Annotated in this window: 13 protein-coding genes and 1 pseudogene; 9 read left to right on the top strand and 5 right to left on the bottom strand. The window is 72.7% G+C overall.

The genetic code is table 11. The annotated features are described in order from the left end of the window. The first annotated feature begins 383 nt into the window (after window positions 1–383). Window positions 384–1,772, top strand: coding sequence for a hypothetical protein (locus ABZZ79_RS09975; RefSeq protein WP_356688397.1), 1,389 nt, complete (start codon window positions 384–386; stop codon window positions 1,770–1,772). A gap of 69 nt (window positions 1,773–1,841) precedes the next feature. Here the strand turns inward: ABZZ79_RS09975 and ABZZ79_RS09970 are convergent, their stop codons facing one another. From ABZZ79_RS09970 to ABZZ79_RS09960, 3 genes and pseudogenes are all read right to left on the bottom strand, one after another. After that, window positions 1,842–2,279 carry an NUDIX domain-containing protein gene (locus ABZZ79_RS09970; RefSeq protein ID WP_356688395.1) on the bottom strand — a complete coding sequence of 146 codons (438 nt, stop codon included), beginning with the start codon at window positions 2,277–2,279 and terminating at the stop codon, window positions 1,842–1,844. 30 nt (window positions 2,280–2,309) lie between these two features. Continuing rightward, window positions 2,310–2,492, bottom strand: a pseudogene (locus ABZZ79_RS09965) (SDR family oxidoreductase); the annotation flags it as partial. A gap of 826 nt (window positions 2,493–3,318) precedes the next feature. Continuing rightward, window positions 3,319–3,558, bottom strand: a complete 240-nt coding sequence (locus ABZZ79_RS09960) for a DUF5302 domain-containing protein (RefSeq protein ID WP_356688393.1) — start codon at window positions 3,556–3,558, stop codon at window positions 3,319–3,321. A gap of 386 nt (window positions 3,559–3,944) precedes the next feature. On the opposite strand from ABZZ79_RS09960, the gene ABZZ79_RS09955 reads away from it, so the two are divergent. Beyond that, window positions 3,945–4,712 carry an alpha/beta fold hydrolase gene (locus ABZZ79_RS09955; protein WP_356688391.1) on the top strand — a complete coding sequence of 256 codons (768 nt, stop codon included), beginning with the start codon at window positions 3,945–3,947 and terminating at the stop codon, window positions 4,710–4,712. A gap of 393 nt (window positions 4,713–5,105) precedes the next feature. Next, window positions 5,106–5,891 (top strand): pentapeptide repeat-containing protein, encoded by a 786-nt coding sequence (locus tag ABZZ79_RS09950; protein ID WP_356688646.1) that lies wholly within the window; start codon window positions 5,106–5,108, stop codon window positions 5,889–5,891. 192 nt (window positions 5,892–6,083) lie between these two features. Here ABZZ79_RS09950 and ABZZ79_RS09945 read toward each other — a convergent pair whose 3' ends face one another. Continuing rightward, window positions 6,084–8,000, bottom strand: coding sequence for an ABC transporter ATP-binding protein (locus ABZZ79_RS09945; protein WP_356688645.1), 1,917 nt, complete (start codon window positions 7,998–8,000; stop codon window positions 6,084–6,086). A gap of 144 nt (window positions 8,001–8,144) precedes the next feature. On the opposite strand from ABZZ79_RS09945, the gene ABZZ79_RS09940 reads away from it, so the two are divergent. The 3 genes from ABZZ79_RS09940 (at window position 8,145) to ABZZ79_RS09930 (ending at window position 11,237) form a co-directional block, all read left to right on the top strand. After that, window positions 8,145–9,095, top strand: a complete 951-nt coding sequence (locus ABZZ79_RS09940; RefSeq protein WP_356688644.1) for a lysylphosphatidylglycerol synthase transmembrane domain-containing protein — start codon at window positions 8,145–8,147, stop codon at window positions 9,093–9,095. Between the two features lie 73 nt (window positions 9,096–9,168). After that, window positions 9,169–9,933: a crotonase/enoyl-CoA hydratase family protein gene (locus ABZZ79_RS09935; protein WP_356688389.1), complete on the top strand. Its 765-nt coding sequence runs from the start codon at window positions 9,169–9,171 to the stop codon at window positions 9,931–9,933. 206 nt (window positions 9,934–10,139) lie between these two features. Further along, a complete protein-coding gene (locus ABZZ79_RS09930) occupies window positions 10,140–11,237 on the top strand; it encodes a mechanosensitive ion channel family protein (protein WP_356688387.1) in 1,098 nt (365 codons plus the stop codon). 56 nt (window positions 11,238–11,293) lie between these two features. On the opposite strand, the gene ABZZ79_RS09925 is transcribed toward ABZZ79_RS09930, so the two are convergent. After that, window positions 11,294–12,844, bottom strand: a complete 1,551-nt coding sequence (locus ABZZ79_RS09925; RefSeq protein WP_356688385.1) for a M1 family metallopeptidase — start codon at window positions 12,842–12,844, stop codon at window positions 11,294–11,296. Window positions 12,845–13,054: 210 nt separating this feature from the next. Here ABZZ79_RS09925 and ABZZ79_RS09920 point away from each other — a divergent pair, with 210 nt between their 5' ends. The 3 genes from ABZZ79_RS09920 to ABZZ79_RS09910 all read left to right on the top strand — a co-directional run bounded on the left by ABZZ79_RS09920 (window position 13,055) and on the right by ABZZ79_RS09910 (window position 17,457). Continuing rightward, window positions 13,055–15,274, top strand: coding sequence for an NADP-dependent isocitrate dehydrogenase (locus tag ABZZ79_RS09920; RefSeq protein ID WP_356688383.1), 2,220 nt, complete (start codon window positions 13,055–13,057; stop codon window positions 15,272–15,274). 122 nt (window positions 15,275–15,396) lie between these two features. Next, the gene (locus ABZZ79_RS09915; RefSeq protein ID WP_356688381.1) at window positions 15,397–16,179 is read left to right on the top strand and encodes an N-formylglutamate amidohydrolase; all 783 of its coding nucleotides are present in this window, start codon (window positions 15,397–15,399) and stop codon (window positions 16,177–16,179) included. Between the two features lie 54 nt (window positions 16,180–16,233). Continuing rightward, window positions 16,234–17,457 (top strand): cytochrome P450, encoded by a 1,224-nt coding sequence (locus ABZZ79_RS09910; protein ID WP_356688379.1) that lies wholly within the window; start codon window positions 16,234–16,236, stop codon window positions 17,455–17,457. Window positions 17,458–17,460 lie beyond the last annotated feature (3 nt).

The following is a 17,460-nucleotide window of genomic DNA, read 5'->3' as shown; positions in this document are numbered from 1 at the left end:
GGAAAGCCCGGCGACTCATGCTGACCGGGTGCTGACTTACCTGATGAGCCATCAAAGGTGCGGGCGACCACTCTGCACACGGACGACGTGCGTCCATGCACCGACCTGTCGGCCACCGACATCGCTCTGGTTCGTGGAACACGGTTCCCTTTGGCCATCGGCCGGTCGGCGCTCGACCCCCCGGGAAGGCTCACTGCCTGCCGCCCGCCCGAGGCCCCTCGGCAGCATGGAACTCGCGAGCGAGGCGGGGCCAAGGCGCCGACGGCGGCCCGCCCGGGCCGAAGCCCAGGTCACGCGCCCCTGCGCACTTGCGTGCGCCGCTCCTCCCTTCCGTACGGTCCAACCGATGGCGAACCGCCCTCGCACACTGTGAAGGAGAGCTGTTGAAGCCGACCGAGGAAGTGCTCCAGGACCTGACCCAGCCGTCGAACGTCCCCGTCCACTCCGACGACGCGCTCGTCGGGAAGGTGAAGGCCGCCATCGCGGCGGACGACAAGAAGCGGAAGGATAACGAGGACGAGCCGCTCCGCAGGAAGCACGGTCTCGTCCCGATCCCGCAGACAGAACTGCCCCGGCAGTTCGAAGTGACCCTCTGGGACGTCCTCCACACCCTCGCCCGGGCCACGGCCCTGTCGTGGCGTGGTGCGGGACGGGGGCTGGCGGAGCACTGGGGCGCGCTGAAGTACACCCAGGCCCTGGCCGGCGGCAGCGACTCCTTCCTTGGCCTCACCGACGAGGGCCACCGCATCGCGGACCACTACAAGTCGCTGCAGTCCGGCGAGCTCGGCATCGGCTTCGCCCTCACGCTCGCCGAGCACATGCTGCGCAGCCGCTTCCCCGACCACTCGGTGACGATCGTCCCCGCAGAAACGGCGTTACGCGCGGGCTGGGCCCTCACGAGCAGGGACAAGGGCGAGAAGGTGAAGTACCGCTATCGTCCCCAGTACTTCGCCGAGGTCTGGCGGCCGGGCGAGCCGTCCCTCGTCATCCCCCTCGCCTGCAAGGGCAACCACAGCGACTCCGCCACCTCCGCCGAGCAGCTGGCCTCCGCCTCGGCCCACGCCGAAGCGGTCCACATCGGCCCGTGGAACGAGACCCCCGGCCTGCTGTTCAGCACACAGCTCCCGACGGACGGCGGCACGATGATCGTCCACGCCCTCCAGGCACCCGGCAGCGGAGGGCGGCTGGCCCCGGCGGAAGGCCGGGAGCCGAACCTGAACGCCCCACCGTTCCAGGCGAACGTGATGCCGGACATCCACCCGCCGACCGAGGGCCTGGTGGCACCGGAGCCCGTACGGGGCTGCCACGTGCAGGCGAGGGACTACGCCTGGTTCCAGGAGTCCCTGGCCCACACCACGGCAGCGGGCCTCATGGCCTTCACCGGCTCCGGCCACGCCACCGCCCGCCACCTGACCGACCGGCAGGGCCGCAAACGCTTCACCGGCATCGAACACGCGGCCAGCATGAGCATCCAGGACGCCGCCCACGTCCTCTTCGGCAACAAGTACGTCGGCACCGACCACGTCTTCCGCTTGAACGGCCCCCGCGTCGAGGCGTTCTCCGGCGTGGACGCGGAGGTCTTCCGGCTGCTCGCCCGGGGCGACGTCGAGGAATACCGTGCTCTCGTCCACGCGAGCCGCCACGTCCGCCCCCGTCTCACCTTTGACAAGGACTGGGGCGGCCCCGTCTCCGTGCACGCCGACGGATCGGTCATCGCCCTGCGGCTGCTGTCGGGGCAGGACGAGGAGCCGCGTCCGGGCTCGGCCCGCTGAGATCAGAAGGCTGCCGGGACGGGCTCATCTCAGAGCCGGTCCCGGCGGCAGGGCGACGTACGCGCAGGCTCAGAGCGATGCCTCGACGCCGAGGCTCCCGGCGCCGATGGCTCCCCTCAGCACGTGGGCGATCTCCTCGGGCTTGAGGTCGATACCGTCGAACCCCTCCAGGGTCAGCGGGATCTCCTCGAGCGCGTACTCGCCGCGGCCCTCGGCGCTGAACTCGGGACCGGTGCGGTCCTCGAAGGACCAGGTCGCGATGCGGGCGAGGTAGAAGAGCTGGCGCTCGTCGTCGGACTCCATGGTGTGGAGGAGGCGGATGACGTCCGCCTTCCCCGCGATCTCCTCGTGGATCTCCCGATGGAGGGCGGCCTCCCGGGACTCGTCGCCGGGTTCGACGCCGCCACCGGGAAGGACCCAGTATTCGGGGATGCCGGGCCTGGTGCGGCGGATGACCAGCATCGTGTCGTCAGCGGTGACGAGGACGGCTCGGACTCGTTCGATCATTTCGGTTCGTCTCCTTGCCCCTTGATGGTCTCAGTGGAGCAGCCAGCCGCCGTCGACGTGGACGGACTGCCCCGTGATGAACGAGGCGGAGGGGCCCACGAGAAACGTCACCAGGGCCGCGACGTCTTCGGGCCGGCCACGGCGCGGGACACACTGACGCTTGATCTGGTCCTCCGGCCGCGCCTGGTGCTGGGCGGGAAGGGTGTTCTTCGACGGCGCCCTCGCCACCTGGCGCGACTTCCTCGACTGCGCGGACGGCGTCCGCTCCGTGAAAGTTCAGGCCGCCCTCCAGGACATGCGGGTCCGTCTGCGCCGGTACGGTGACCTTCCAGAGGCCCAGGAGCTCCGCACTCGGGCCGCTAACGTCGCTACATAGCCGCAATCCAGGTAGCTCCGGGCACACCTCGGTCGCATGACCTACCGAGCGTGGGGGCGGGACGCCCCTCCGACCTGCCTGGGAGTGCCCTGACCGGCTTACCCTGTCGGAGATCTCCGCCTGTCCTCGGAGTTCCGCCGCTTCACCGAGCGCCAGGCTGGGCGTGCCCGGGCTGCGGTAAAGGTTGCCGAGGGAGATTGGCTCCCTGCCCGCTCTTGCAGGTCAAGGGCGTTTCTCACTCTACATCGACGCGGTTTTCCAACGGCGTGCCGACCGGTGTCAAGGACTGAAGCCGACCAGTCGCCGACGTACTGACGAGCGTGTGAGGGCCCTCCTGGCCTTAGCTGCCCGGTCGGGTTGCAGAAGGACGGAGCAGGCTGGCGGATGCGGCGTGCGCGCGACGGCCTGGACTGTCGGTGATCGCGGAGGATGGGTGACCGGCTGCATCACCTGCACCCGAACCTGACCACACGCGCGTGCCGGTGCGGTGGCGCCACCGACTCGCGCCGGCCGCAGTCGGGCCCTCCCACAGGCGAGACCGCCGGCTCCGCCTCGCCCGCAACGTGCAACGTACATGCGCACGTTGCGGGCCACGGCACCGGGCGCGCGAGTGGTCAGCGCGCAGAGTGCCGGCAGGGTGGACGGACCGCGGGATCGTTCGGCTCAGCCGCCGCTCTTGCGCCTGAACGACCGCTGGCTCGCAGCCGGGCCGTGCGCCGCACGCACCTTCGACGCATCCGGGTTGGCGGCGACATCGGCCGCGTCCGCCTGCGCACCGCGCTTGCGCGCCAGCGCTTCACGGAACTTGCGCTTGAGGTCGTAGTTGCCGTCGCTGTCCGGCGCCAGAGGGGTCTCGGGGGCGGCCGGCTCCGAACCTTCCGTAGGTACGGGCTCTGCGGTCATGGTGACCTCCTGGGTTCGGGGGTGGGCCAGCACAGCTTGTCATGCCGGGCGCGGTGCGGGGTGCCGGCACATCATCCTGGTCCGTTTCGGCGGTTGTCCCTCTCGCGGCCGAGGGCGTTCGCTTCGCACAGGACGGGCTCCGGGCCCGCTCGCCGACTTCGTCGCCCGACCCCGCTGGTCCGCGCTGCCGAGGATCCTCGCGTCGGCGCTGAGGGGCTGAGTCGCTGAGGAGCTGACACGGGGGCCGGTCGCCGATGCGACGGGCGTCCCGCTGACACAGCGGGCAGCCCGCTGACACCGCGCTGTCAGGCCGTACCGGCCAGGTACGGCTCCGCCCCGCGCCCGTCCTAGGGTGGCGGGCGACGCATGACGAAGGGGAGCAGACCGTGGCCGAGACCTCGACCGGGGGCGCCTGGATCCGGCGGTTCCACCCGGCGCCGGACGCCCCCGTCCGGCTGGTCTGCTTCCCGTACGCCGGAAGCGGCGCCTCGTACTACCACCCGCTGTCCCGGGCGCTGACGCCGGACGTGCAGGTGCTGTCGGTGCAGTACCCGGGGCGGCAGGAACGTATCGACGAGCCGTGCGTCGAGGACCTCACCGTCCTGGCCGACCGGGTGGCCGAGGAGCTGCTCGCCTGGTCCGACCGGCCGTTCGTGCTGTTCGGGCACAGCATGGGCGCCGCCGTCGCCTTCGAGGTCGCGCTGCGGCTGGAGCGGCGCGGTGTGCCGCCTCGGGGGCTGGTCGTCTCGGGGCGGCGGGCCCCCTCCCTGCCGCGTGAGCGGCGCGTCCGGTTCGCCGACGACTCGGAGCTGGTGGCGGAGCTCAAGCGGCTGAACGCCGACAACGAGCAGGTGTCCCGGCTGCTCGCCGACGACAGCGTGCTGCGCCTGGTGCTGCCGACCCTCCGCGGCGACTACCGCGCCATCGAGCGGTACCACCATCCGTCGGCCCCTCCCCTGCGCTGTCCCATCGTGGCGATGGGCGGCGACGCCGATCCCGTCGCCGCGGTGGCGGACGTGGAGGCGTGGGGGCGGCACACCGCGGCGTCCTTCCGGATGCGGGTGTTCCGCGGCGGCCACTTCTTCCTGGACACGCACGCGCACGCGGTACGGCAGGAGATCCGCGACCACATCGCGGCCGTGACCCCGCTCTGACCCTGGAGCACGGCAGCGGGCGGGCACCCCGCGGTCTGCCGGGCCCCTCGGGCGTCCCGGGCGTCTGCGAGACTGGACGGCGTCCTCCGAGCACCCGGACGCGGTGCTCACCGCCCCACGGGAGCCCGCACGGTGTCGCCACAGCCCTCAGCCTCTTCGTCCTCCTCGGGCCGCAAGCGGTCCACCGCCGCCCAGGGGAAGGGGCGCCCTTCCCCGGCGGGCGGGCGCGGCCGCCGGTCCTCGGGGCGGGGCAGCGACGAGGCACCTCGGGACAGCGCGGCTCGTGGCAAGGCGGCCCCGGACAACAAGGCGGCCCCGGACGAGGCGGCAGGGACCGCGGCGGAGACCCCCGGCACCCCGGCGCCCCACGGCGCGGCGCCCGACCGCGCCGCCCTGCACTCCGACTGTGCCAGTTGCTTCGGCCTGTGCTGTGTCGCCCTCCCCTTCGCCCGGTCCGCCGACTTCGCGGTCGACAAGCCGGCCGGGCGCCCGTGTTCGAACCTGGACGCCGGGTTCCGCTGCGGCATCCACGCGCGGCTGCGGCAGGAGGGCTACCAGGGCTGCACGGTCTTCGACTGCTTCGGCGCCGGTCAGAAGGTCTCCCAGATCACCTTCGGCGGCACCGACTGGCGACAGGCGCCCGCCACGGCCCCGCGGATGTTCGCCGTGTTCCCCGTGATGCGGCAGCTGCACGAGCTGCTGTGGTACGTCACCGAGGCGCTCGACCTCGCCGTGGCGCGGCCGGTGCACCAGCGGCTCCGGCGCGAGCGGGCCCGGCTGGAGGAGCTGACCCGCGGCGACGCCGACGCGCTGGCGGCGCTGGACGTCAACGCGCTGCGCGGCGAGGTGAACACGGCGCTGGTGCGGGTCGGCGAGCTGGTGCGCGCGCAGGTGCCCGGCCTCACCCGCGACCACCGCGGGGCCGATCTGATGGGCGCCCGGCTCGCCGGGGCCGACCTTCGGGGCGCGAGCCTGCGGGGCGCCCTGCTGGTCGCCGCCGACCTGAGCAACGCCGACCTGCGCATGGCCGACCTGATCGGCGCGGACCTGCGCGACGCCGACCTCGGGGGAGCCGACCTCACGGGCAGCGTCTTCCTGACCCAGGCACAGGTGAACGCCGCCCGCGGCGACGCCGCCACCCGCCTGCCGGCGGCGCTGAGCAGACCCGCGCACTGGTGACAGCGCCCCGTCGACGGCGGCGGTGGGCGAGGACATCCCCGGCCCTTCGCCGCCGCCCCGGGCAGCCCCGCCCCTCCGCCGCCGTCCCGGGCAGCCCCGGCCCTCCGCCGCCGTCCCGGGTAGCCCTGCCCCTTCGCCGCCGTCCCGGGTGCCCCCGCCCACCCGCCGCCGTCCCTTCGGCCGGGCCCCGGCCTACGCCAGCACTCCCGCCGCTTGCGCCCCTTCCTCCTCGGCCCCGTCCGTCACGCCCCCGCGCTGCTGCTCGAACTGCGTCCGGTACAGCTCGGCGTACCGGCCCTCCGCCGCCAGCAGCTCCTCGTGCGTTCCGCGCTCCACGACGCGGCCCTTCTCCAGGACCAGGATCAGATCGGCCGCGCGCACGGTCGACAGCCGGTGGGCGATGACGATCGCGGTACGGCCCGCGAGGGCTTCCGTCAGGGCCTCCTGGACCGCCGCCTCGGAGGTGTTGTCCAGATGGGCGGTGGCCTCGTCGAGGATGACCACGCGCTGGCGGGCCAGCAGCAGCCGGGCGATGGTCATGCGCTGGCGCTCGCCGCCGGAGAGGCGGTATCCGCGCTCGCCCACGACCGTGTCGAGCCCGTCGGGCAGGTCGCGGACCAGGTCGTCCAGGCGGGCCCGGCGCAGGGCGTCCCACAGGTCCTCGTCGGGCGCGTCCGGCCGGGCCAGCAGCAGGTTGGCGCGGACGGTGTCGTGGAAGAGATGGCCGTCCTGGGTGACCATGCCGAGGGTGGCCCGCAGCGAGGTCTGAGTCACCTCGCGGACGTCCACGCCCCCGACCCGCACCGCGCCCGAGTCCACGTCGTAGAGCCGGGGCAGCAGTTGGGCGATCGTCGACTTGCCCGCGCCGGAGGAGCCGACCAGGGCCACGGTCTGCCCGGGTTCGGCGCGGAAGGTCACGCCGTGCAGGACCTCCGCGCCGCCGCGGGTGTCCAGGGTCGCCACCTCCTCCAGGGAGGCGAGGGAGACCTTGTCGGCGGCGGGGTAGCCGAAGCGGACGTCCTCGAACTCGACGGCGACCGGCCCCTCGGGCACCTCGCGGGCGTCGGGCCGCTCCTCGATGAGCGGCTTGAGGTCGAGTACCTCGAAGACCCGCTCGAAGCTGACGAGGGCGCTCATCACCTCCACCCGCGCCCCGGCCAGCGCGGTGAGCGGCGCGTACAGCCGGGTCAGCAGCAGGGCGAGGGCGACGACGGCACCGGGCTCCATGCTGCCGCGCAGCGCGAACCAGCCGCCGAGGCCGTAGACGAGGGCGAGGGCGAGGGCCGAGACCAGGGTGAGCGCGGTCATGAACGCCGACTGCGCGGTCGCCGTACGGACGCCGATGTCGGCGACCCGGCGGGCCCGGTCGGCGAACTCGGCGGACTCCTCCTCCGGCCGCCCGAACAGCTTGACCAGCGTGGCGCCGGGCGCGGAGAAGCGTTCGGTCATCCGGGTGCCCATGGCCGCGTTCAGCGTCGCCGCCTCCCGCTGCATCCGCGCCATCCGCCCGCCCATGCGCCGGGCGGGCACCACGAACACCGGCAGCAGGACCAGCGCGAGCACCGTGACCTGCCAGGACAGGGTGAGCATGACGGCGAGCGTGAGCACCAGCGTGACCACGTTGCTGACCACACCGGACAGGGTGTTGCTGAACGCCCGCTGGGCGCCGATCACGTCGTTGTTGAGCCGGCTGACCAGCGCGCCCGTGCGGGTGCGGGTGAAGAACGCGACCGGCATGCGCTGGACGTGGTCGAAGACGGCGGTGCGCAGGTCGAGGATCAGGCCCTCGCCGAGCCGGGCCGAGAGCCTGCGCCCGAGGATGCCGAGTCCCGCCTCCACAAGGGCGATCAGCGCGATGAGCAGGGCGAGCCGTACGACGGTGTCCTCGTCTCCGCCGGTCACGATCGCGTCCACCACCCCTCCGGCGAGGACCGGCGTCGCCACGGCGAGCAGCGCGGTGACGACCCCGAACAGGACGAACAGGGCGATCCGGGAGCGGTGCGGTCGGGCGAACGCGGCGATACGGCGCAGCGTCGCGGCGGCGAAGGGGCGGCGATCCTGCTGGGCGTGCATGACGCTGTACAACTGCGTCCAGGCGGTGGTCTCCATGCTCATGGCACGACCGTAGGACCTGAAGCGGTGTTGAGGTCAAGGAAGTGTGTCCGGTCGCCGTCGTGTAAGGCGCCGTCCGCGCTGCCGCTACCCGGCGTTGGCGCCGGACGGAGAGCCTGTCCGGATGTGACAGGGGTTCGAATTTCCGTGGGACGGCTCGCGCGGCGCGTTCCCGTGCGGCAGGTCCTGTGCCTGCTTCCGGTGGCGCTGGTCGCCGTGGTGGCCGTGCGTCATCGTGACGTGCTGACGGACGGGTTCGGGCACTTGGCGCACGCGCGGTGGCCGTGGCTGCTCGCGGCGGGCGGGGCGACCTGTCTGACCTGGGTCGCGGCGGCGGTCAGCCGGCAGGGCGCGGTCGTCGAGCGGCTGCCCCGGCTGCGGCTGCTGGCCACCCAGTTCGCGGCGGGCGCGGCCAACCATCTGCTGCCGACCGGCCTCGGCGCGGGCGCGGTGAACCTCCGCTTCCTGACCGTGTGCGGGGTCCCGCTCGCCCGGTCCTCGGCCGCGCTCGCGCTGTTCCTGCTCGCCGAGGGCGTGGCCCGGGTCGGTCTGCTCGCGGTGCTGCTGCTGGCCTTTCCGCACGCGCTGCGGCTGGGCACCCTGCTGCCCGAGGGGGTGGGCGGCCCGCTGCTGTTCGGGCTGGGTTCGGGCGCGGTGGCCGTCGTGGCGGTGGTGCTGCTGGTCCGGCGGTTGCGCGAGCCCGGCTTGAGGTTCCTGCGCACCGCGCTGGGTGAGGCCCGCTCGGTGCACACGCGGCCGGCGCGGGCTCTCGCCCTGTGGGGCGGTTCGTTCGCCTTCCCGGTGCTCCAGGCCGCGGGGCTCGTCGCGGTGGGCATGGCGCTGGAACTGCCGGTGCCGCCCGCGCACATGGTCATCGCGTATCTGGCGGCCACCGTCGCCGTCGCGCTGATACCGACCCCGGGCGGGATCGGTTCGGTGGAGGCCGCGCTGATCGTCGCGCTGGTCGCGGCGGGCGGCCCGGTCGCGGTGGCGACGGCGGTGGTGCTGGCGTACCGGATCATCACCGTCTGGGTGCCGCTGGTGCCGGGGGCGCTGACCCTGGGCGCGCTCGTGCGGCTGAAGGTGATCTGACGCCCGCGGGTGCCGTACGCGCCCGTGGAACACTCCCCTTCTCGTCGCTCCTGAGCCGAAAAGGGGTTCCCGCATGCCGGTCCGCGTCGAACGCGTGGGTCATGTCACCACGGTCGTCCTCTCCCGCCCCGAGGCCCGCAACGCGGTGGACGGTCCGACCGCCGGTGAACTGGCGGAGGCCTTCCGGGACTTCGAGGCGGACCCGGAGGCCCGGGTGGCGGTGCTGTGGGGCGAAGGGGGCACGTTCTGCGCGGGCGCGGACCTGAAGGCGCTCGGCACCGGGCGCGCCAACCGGGTCGCCGAGGACGGCGACGGCCCGATGGGGCCCACCCGGATGCGGCTGTCCAAGCCGGTGATCGCGGCGGTGGCCGGGCACGCGGTGGCGGGCGGGCTGGAACTGGCCCTGTGGTGCGACCTGCGGGTCGCCGAGGAGGACGCGGTGTTCGGGGTGTTCTGCCGCCGCTGGGGCGTGCCGCTGATCGACGGCGGCACGGTACGGCTGCCCCGGCTCATCGGCACCTCGCGCGCCCTGGACCTGATCCTCACCGGCCGTCCGGTCCCGGCCCGTGAGGCCCATGAGATCGGTCTGGCCAACCGTCTCGTGCCCACCGGCACCGCCCGCGCCGGGGCCGAGGCGCTGGCCGCGGAGATCGCCCGCTTCCCGCAGGCCTGTCTGCGCTCGGACCGGGCCTCGGTGCTGGACCAGGAGGGCAGGGGGGAGGAGGAGGCCCTGCGGGGCGAACTCGGCCATGGGGCGGCGGTGCTGGCGGAAAGCCTCCGGGGCGCGGCACGTTTCGCGGCGGGGTCCGGGCGGCACGGGACGTTCGAGGGACTGTGACATCGCGTCGCGGGGTGACCACGAGCCCGACCACGTGCGCGAACTGATGTTCCGGATACGGCAGGATGAGCCCTCGCGCCGGTTCGCGACGCAACGCCGCCGGCGCCTGCGCACATCCCGAAACGAGCAGGTGACAACGTGACGAGACTTCACATCCGGCCGTCGGCGGCCCGGTCCGCCGCACCCCGTCTCCCCGGAGGTGACCGGTGACCCGCACGCTCACCCTGCACGACTGTGTCGTCGCCGGGATCGCCCTGGCCGCGGGCCTGCTGACGGCGTTCGTGCTGCGCGTCGTGCTGCGCTGGCTGGGCAGGCAGGCCGACCGCACCCGCTGGGGCGGCGACGACGTCATCGTGGACGGCCTGCGCACGGTGGTGCCCTGGGCCACGGTGCTGGGCGGCGCGGCCGCGGCGGGGGCCGTGCTGCCGCTGACCCGTACCGTGCAGCGGCATGTGAACCAGACCCTGACGGTGCTGCTGATCCTCGCGGCGACGGTGGCGGCGGCCCGCGTGGTCGCCGGTCTGGTGCGTACGGTCACCGAGTCCCGCTCGGGGGTCGCCGGTTCGGCCACGATCTTCGTGAACATCACCCGGGTCGTGGTGCTGGCCATCGGCTTCCTGGTGGTGCTCCAGACGCTGGGCATATCGATCGCCCCGATGCTCACCGCCCTCGGCGTGGGCGGTCTGGCGGTCGCGCTGGCCCTTCAGGACACGCTCGCCAATCTCTTCGCGGGCATCCACATCCTCGCCTCCAAGACCGTGCAGCCGGGCGACTACATCCGCCTGAGCAGCGGCGAGGAAGGCTATGTGACCGACGTCAACTGGCGTCAGACCACGATCCGTTCGCTCTCCAACAACCTCATCATCATCCCCAACGGGCAGCTGGCGGGGACGAACATGACCAACTACAACCGCCCCGAGCAGGAGTTGACGATCCTGCTCCAGGCGGGCGTGGCCTACGACAGCGACCTGGAGCATGTGGAGAAGGTGACCGTCGAGGTCATCGCCGAGGTGATGCAGGAGATCACCGGGGCGCTGCCGGAGCACGAACCGGCCGTCCGTTTCCACACCTTCGGCGACTCCCGGATCAACTTCACGATCATCCTGGGTGTGGGCGAGTTCAGCGACCAGTACCGGATCAAGCACGAGTTCATCAAGCGGCTGCACCGCCGCTACCGCGCGGAGGGCATCCGCATCCCGGCGCCCACCCGCACGGTGTCGCTGGAGCAGGGCGCGGTGGTCATCCCGCAGCAGCGCGCGGGCGCGGCCGAGCCGGGCGAGGTGTCCTCCGCCCGGCTCGACTGACGGCTCACAAGGAGCCTTCGCACACACGGCTCACACGGAGCCGTCGGACGCACGGCTCAGAGAGTCGCCGAGTTCTCGTGGTAGTGCCCGCCCCGGCGGCTGTGCGGGGCGGTGAGCGCCGAACTCGCCGGCGTCACCGTCCAGTCCGGGTGACCGGGCATGCGCGGCGTCTTCGTGCCGTAGAGCCAGTCCCGCAGGAAGCCGGACAGGTCCTGTCCGGCGACCTGCGTGGCGACGGCGATGTAGTCGTCGGTCGACGCGGAGCGGTTGCGGAAGCGCTCCAGGAAGGTGCGCTCGATCGTGTCGAAGACCGCCTCGCCGACCTGCCGGCGCAGGGCGTACAGGACGAGTACGCCACCGAGGTAGCGCTGGCTGTCGAAGAGGTTGGCCTCGTTCGGCGCGGCGACGGGGCCGGAGGACTTGCGCCACTGGTCGCCGCGCGCGTACGTGTCCTTCATCCGGGCTTCCATCGTGGTCAGCCCGAGGGAGTCGGCCCAGCCCCGCTCGTAGCGGTAGAGCAGCCCGTAGAAATCGGCGTGGCCCTCGTTCAGCCACAGGTCGGCCCAGGTGGCGGGGCTGACGCTGTTGCCGAAGTAGGAGTGCACGAGCTCGTGCATCATGTGCGAGGCGATCTTCGGCTCGGCCTGGAGCAGATAGTTCGGCTTGTAGAGCGTGAGGGTCTGGGTCTCCAGGCCCGTGAAGTCGAAGGCGTTGGCGTCGTCGGAGTTGCAGGGCAGCAGGCCGTACGTCTCGAAGGGGTACGCCCCGAGCCGCTGCTCGATCCAGCTCACCAGGTTCGGGGTGAGGGCCAGCGCGGGTTCCAGCGCGGCGGCGCGGGCGACCGGGACGACGTCCCTGAGGGGCAGTCCGTGGGGGCCGAAGCGCTCCTTGACCGCGTAGTCGCCGACGGTGATCTGCACGAGCTCGGTGGCGATCGGCTCGCGCGAGGTGTAGGTGTACGCGGTCCGGCCGTCCCCGAGGTCCTCGGTGGAGACGAGCGTGCCGCTGGCGACGCCGCGCAGTCCCGCGGGGACGGTGAGGCGGAAGGTGAAGTCCGCCTTGTCCGCCGGGTGGTCGTTGCAGGGGAAGAGGGTGTGCGCGGAGTTCGGCTGCGGGCAGACCGCGAAGCCGTCCGGCGTGGGCACCCAGGCGGTGTGCGCGAGGGTGCGGCGCGGGTCGGCCGTGTACCGGACGGTGATCTCGGCCTCCCGGTGCGCGCGCAGCGCCGCCGCGGGAGTGATCCGCAGCTTCTCGCCCTCCTGGGCATGGGTTACCGCGTCGCCGTCCACCCGCACGTCGGCTATGTCGAGGCCGAGGGCGTCGAGGGAGAGGCGGCTGAGCGCCCGCGTGGCGCGGACGGTCAGCGTGGCGGTCGCGGTGACGAGCCGGGTCGTGGCGTCCCAGGCCAGGTCGAGGTGGTAGCGACAGACGCGGTAGCCGTCGTTGCCGAGGCCCGGGAAGACGGGGTCACCGAGGGTCTCGGGGCCCGGGCCGGCCGTGTGCTTGGGCCGCTTCCCCGTGGCGGCGTGGGCCGAGGTGCCGGCGCTCAGAGCCACGGCGGTGCCGATCAGGGCGGCCGGGGCGGTCACTCTGCTGCGATATCTCATGGTCCGCTTTCACTCGGGCGGCCGGCTGGTCAGGTCCGGCCGTCTCGGATGAGATGACGATCACCCTGGATGACCGCAAGATCACCCTCCCCGGTTCCATCCCGGGCCAAGCGATCCGTGGCCGCATCCGGCCGGACCCCTGTCGAGGCGGGGCCGATCACGAGATATCTTGATGTCGAGCAATGTTGCAGACGTGGAGCGGAGCACCCGGTGACTGACTCGACCATCATCTATACGCACACTGACGAGGCCCCGGCCCTGGCGACGTATTCCTTCCTGCCGGTGGTCCAGGCCTACGCCTCGCAGGCGGGTGTCTCTGTGGAGACCCGGGACATCTCGCTGGCCGGGCGCCTCATCTCGGTGTTCCCGGAGTACCTAAAAGAGGACCAGCGCATCCCCGACGCGCTGACCGAGCTGGGCGAGCTGGCGAAGACGCCCGCGGCCAACATCATCAAGCTGCCGAACATCTCGGCGTCCATCCCGCAGCTCAAGGCCGCCGTGGCCGAGCTCCAGGGCCAGGGCTACGCGCTGCCGAACTACCCCGACGACCCGAAGACCGACGAGGAGCGGGAGATCAAGGCCCGCTACGACAAGGTCAAGGGCTCCGCCGTGAACCCGGTCCTGCGCGAGGGCAACTCCGACCGCCGCGCCCCCGCCTCGGTGAAGAACTACGCCAAGACCCACCCGCACCGCATGGGCGCCTGGTCCGGCGAGTCGAAGACCAACGTGGCGACCATGGGCGAGAACGACTTCCGCTCCACCGAGAAGTCCGCGGTGATCGCCGAGGACGGCGCGCTGAGGATCGAGCTGGTGGCCGAGGACGGCAGCACCACCGTGCTGCGCGAGTCGGTGCCGGTGCTCGCCGGTGAGGTCGTCGACGCCTCCGTGATGCGCGTCGCCCACCTGCGCGAGTTCCTCACGGCGCAGGTCGCCCGCGCCAAGGCGGAGGGCGTGCTGTTCTCCGTGCACCTGAAGGCCACGATGATGAAGGTCTCCGACCCGATCATCTTCGGCCATGTCGTACGCGCGTTCTTCCCGAAGACCTTCGCACAGTACGGCGAGGCGCTGGCCGCCGCCGGTCTGTCCCCGAACGACGGTCTGGGCGGCATCCTCAAGGGCCTTCAGTCGCTGGCGAACGGCGCCGAGATCAAGGCGTCCTTCGACGCCGAGCTCGCCGAGGGCCCGGCCCTGGCGATGGTCGACTCCGACAAGGGCATCACCAACCTGCACGTGCCGTCCGACGTCATCGTCGACGCCTCGATGCCCGCCATGATCCGCACCTCCGGCCACATGTGGGGCCCGGACGGCCAGGAGGCCGACACCCTCGCGGTGCTGCCGGACTCCTCCTACTCCGGCGTCTACCAGGCCGTGGTCGAGGACTGCCGCGCGAACGGCGCCTACGACCCGGCCACCATGGGCTCCGTCCCGAACGTCGGCCTGATGGCGCAGAAGGCCGAGGAGTACGGCTCCCACGACAAGACCTTCGAGATCGCCACCGCGGGCACGGTCCGCCTGGTCGACCGGGCCGGCGACGTCGTGATCGAGCAGCCGGTCTCCGAGGGCGACATCTTCCGCGCCTGCCAGACCAAGGACGCCCCGATCCGCGACTGGGTCAAGCTGGCCGTCACCCGCGCCCGCGCCAGCGGCGACCCGGCCGTCTTCTGGCTGGACGAGACCCGTGCGCACGACGCCAACCTGATCGCCAAGGTCAACGCGTACCTGCCCGAGCACGACACCGACGGCCTGGACATCCGCGTCCTCGCCCCGGTCGAGGCCACCAAGCTGTCGGTGGAGCGCATCCGCCGCGGCGAGAACACCATCTCGGTGACCGGCAACGTCCTGCGCGACTACCTCACCGACCTCTTCCCGATCCTGGAGCTGGGCACCAGCGCCAAGATGCTGTCGGTCGTCCCGCTGATGGCGGGCGGCGGTCTGTTCGAGACGGGCGCCGGCGGCTCCGCGCCGAAGCACGTCCAGCAGCTGGTCAAGGAGGACTACCTGCGCTGGGACTCCCTCGGTGAGTTCTTCGCGCTGGTCCCGTCCCTGGAGCAGTACGCGACGGCCACCGACAACCCGAAGGCCAAGGTCCTCGCCGACACCCTGGACCGCGCCACGGCGACCTTCCTCAACGAGGACAAGTCCCCGACCCGTCGCGTCGGCGGCATCGACAACCGCGGCAGCCACTTCTACCTGTCCCTGTACTGGGCCCAGGAGCTGGCGCGGCAGACCGACGACGCCGAGCTGGCGAAGGCCTTCGCCCCGCTCGCCGAGTCGCTCGCCGCGAGCGAGCAGAAGATCGTCGAGGAGCTGAACGCCGTCCAGGGCAAGCCGGTCGACATCGGCGGCTACTACCAGCCCGACCCGGCCAAGGCCGCCGCCGTGATGCGTCCCTCCGCCACCTGGAACGCGGCGCTGGCGACCCTGAGCTGACGCTCCCCGGGATTCCCCGACGACTCCGCCCCGACCGGTGCAGCCGCCCGGCCGGGGCGCAGTCGTCTGCCCTCGCCGCACCGCCCCGGCCGCCCCCGCCCGCACGCCCTGGGAGACCTCGTATGTCCTACGCCGTCCTGCCCGGCGCCCCCGACTCCCCCGTCCTGCTGCACGTGCCCCACTCGGCGCGCGGGATACCCGCCGGCGTACGGGCCGGGATCGTGCTCGACGACGCGGCGCTGGAGCGGGAGCTGGACCACATCACCGACGCGCACACGGCGGAGATCGCGGCCGCGGCCGCCGAGCTCGCGGGGCTGACGCCCTGGCGGTTCGTCAACCGGCTGTCGCGGCTGGTGGTGGACCCCGAGCGGTTCCCGGACGAGCGCGAGGAGATGCTCGCCGTCGGCATGGGCGCGGTGTACACGCGCACCACGCACGGGCAGGTGCTGCGCCGGGCGGACGGGGACCCGGAGCCGCTGGTCGAGCGGTACTTCCGGCCGTACGCGCGCGCCATGGCCGACGCCGTCGCCGACCGGCTCGCGGCGACCGGCCGGGCCGTGATCGTCGACGTGCACTCCTATCCCGCGAAGGCCCTGCCGTACGAGCTGCACGGGGCCGGGCCGCGGCCTCCCGTGTGTCTGGGGACCGACTCCTTCCACACCCCGCCGGAGCTGCTCACGGCCGCGAGGGAGGCGTTCGCGGGGATCGGGGAGACGGGGCTGGACAGCCCGTTCGCGGGGACCTACGTGCCGCTGGAGTTCTACGGTCGTGATCCGCGCGTGGCGGCGCTGATGGTGGAGATCCGCCGGGACACTTACATGACCGAGCCGGGCGGACCCGCCGGGCCCGGACTCGGCCGGCTCGCCGAGGCGCTGGCCCGGCTGGTGGACGCCGTACCGCGGTAACCGGCTGGAGCACTCCCGCGCGACAGACGGCGCCGGGGCGGCGAGGGTGAGGGCATGACCGAGGAGACCACCATGCTGACCGGGCAGGCGCCGCCGACCGTGCGGAACTGGCCCGCGCTGACCGTGCCGGGCACGGACTTCGACCCGGTGCTGGACCTGCTGATGAGCGAGGGCCCGCTGTCCCGCATCACACTGCCGCACGGCGAGGGCTGGGCGTGGCTGGCCACCCGCTACGAGGACGTACGGCTGATCACCGACGACCCGCGGTTCGGCCGCGCGGAAGTGACACAGCGTCAGATCACCCGGGTGGCACCGCACTTCGAGCCCCTCCCCGGCTCGCTGGCGTTCGCCGACCAGCCCGACCACAACCGGCTGCGCAGGACGGTCGCGGGCGCGTTCACGGTGGAGGCGGCGGTGCGGCTGCGGCCGAAGGCGCAGGAGCTCCTGGACGAGCTCGTGGACGACATGGTGCGGCAGGGTCCCCCGGCCGATCTGGTCGAGCGGGTGCTGGAGCCGTTCCCGGCCGCCGTGGTCGGCGAGGTGATGGGGGTGGGCGCGGCCGACCGGGAGCGGGTGCGCGCCTGGACCCGGGAGATCATCTCCACCGCCGGGGGCGCCGAGGCCACCGAGGAGGCCGGGCGCGGGCTGTACGGGTGGATCACCGAGACCGTGCGGGCCCGCGCGGACAGCGACGGCGAGGACGTGTACGCGATGCTTGGCCGGGCCGTCGCGCGGGGCGAGGTGGGCGAGGAGGAGGCGGTGGGCCTGGCCGGACCGCTCCAGCTCGGCTGTGCGGCGGTCACCCACAACTGCGGGCAGATGCTGTACCTGCTGCTCACCCGGCGCGATCTGATGCGCCGGATGCGCGAGGCGCCGGAGGAGCGCGGCCGGGTCGTCGACGAGCTGCTGCGGTTCGTCCCGCACCGCAGCAGCGTCGGCCCGGCGCGCATCGCGCTGGAGGACGTCGAGGTGGCCGGTCACCGGATCGCCGCCGGGGAGCCGGTGTACGTGTCCTACCTCGCGGCCAACCGCGACCCCGGGGTGTTCCCGGACCCGCAGCGCATCGACCCCGACCGGGAGCCGAACGCGCATCTGGCCTTCGGCAACGGGACACACCACTGCACGGGCGCGGCGCTGGCCCGGATGCAGGCCGAGCTGCTCGTCGACACCCTGCTGGACCGGCTGCCCGGCCTGCGGCTCGCGGTCCCCGCCGAGGACGTGCCCTGGCGGACCAGGACGATGCTCCGGGGACCGCGCCTCCTGCCGTGCACCTGGTGACCG

Origin of the sequence: Streptomyces sp. NPDC006458 (assembly GCF_040612135.1) — a bacterium.
GTDB lineage: Bacteria > Actinomycetota > Actinomycetes > Streptomycetales > Streptomycetaceae > Streptomyces.
The sequence above is the reverse complement of the archived record's forward strand: the minus strand, read 5'-3'. Positions and strand labels throughout refer to the sequence as shown.

Excerpts from the sequence above, each read along its gene's own strand:
- ABZZ79_RS09970 (WP_356688395.1), bottom strand. The coding sequence starts at position 2,279 with ATGATCGAACGAGTCCGAGCCGTCCTCGTCACCGCTGACGACACGATG.
- ABZZ79_RS09915 (WP_356688381.1), top strand. The coding sequence starts at position 15,397 with ATGTCCTACGCCGTCCTGCCCGGCGCCCCCGACTCCCCCGTCCTGCTG.
- ABZZ79_RS09925 (WP_356688385.1), bottom strand. The coding sequence starts at position 12,844 with ATGAGATATCGCAGCAGAGTGACCGCCCCGGCCGCCCTGATCGGCACC.
- ABZZ79_RS09910 (WP_356688379.1), top strand. The coding sequence starts at position 16,234 with ATGACCGAGGAGACCACCATGCTGACCGGGCAGGCGCCGCCGACCGTG.
- ABZZ79_RS09960 (WP_356688393.1), bottom strand. The coding sequence starts at position 3,558 with ATGACCGCAGAGCCCGTACCTACGGAAGGTTCGGAGCCGGCCGCCCCC.
- ABZZ79_RS09945 (WP_356688645.1), bottom strand. The coding sequence starts at position 8,000 with ATGGAGACCACCGCCTGGACGCAGTTGTACAGCGTCATGCACGCCCAG.
- ABZZ79_RS09935 (WP_356688389.1), top strand. The coding sequence starts at position 9,169 with ATGCCGGTCCGCGTCGAACGCGTGGGTCATGTCACCACGGTCGTCCTC.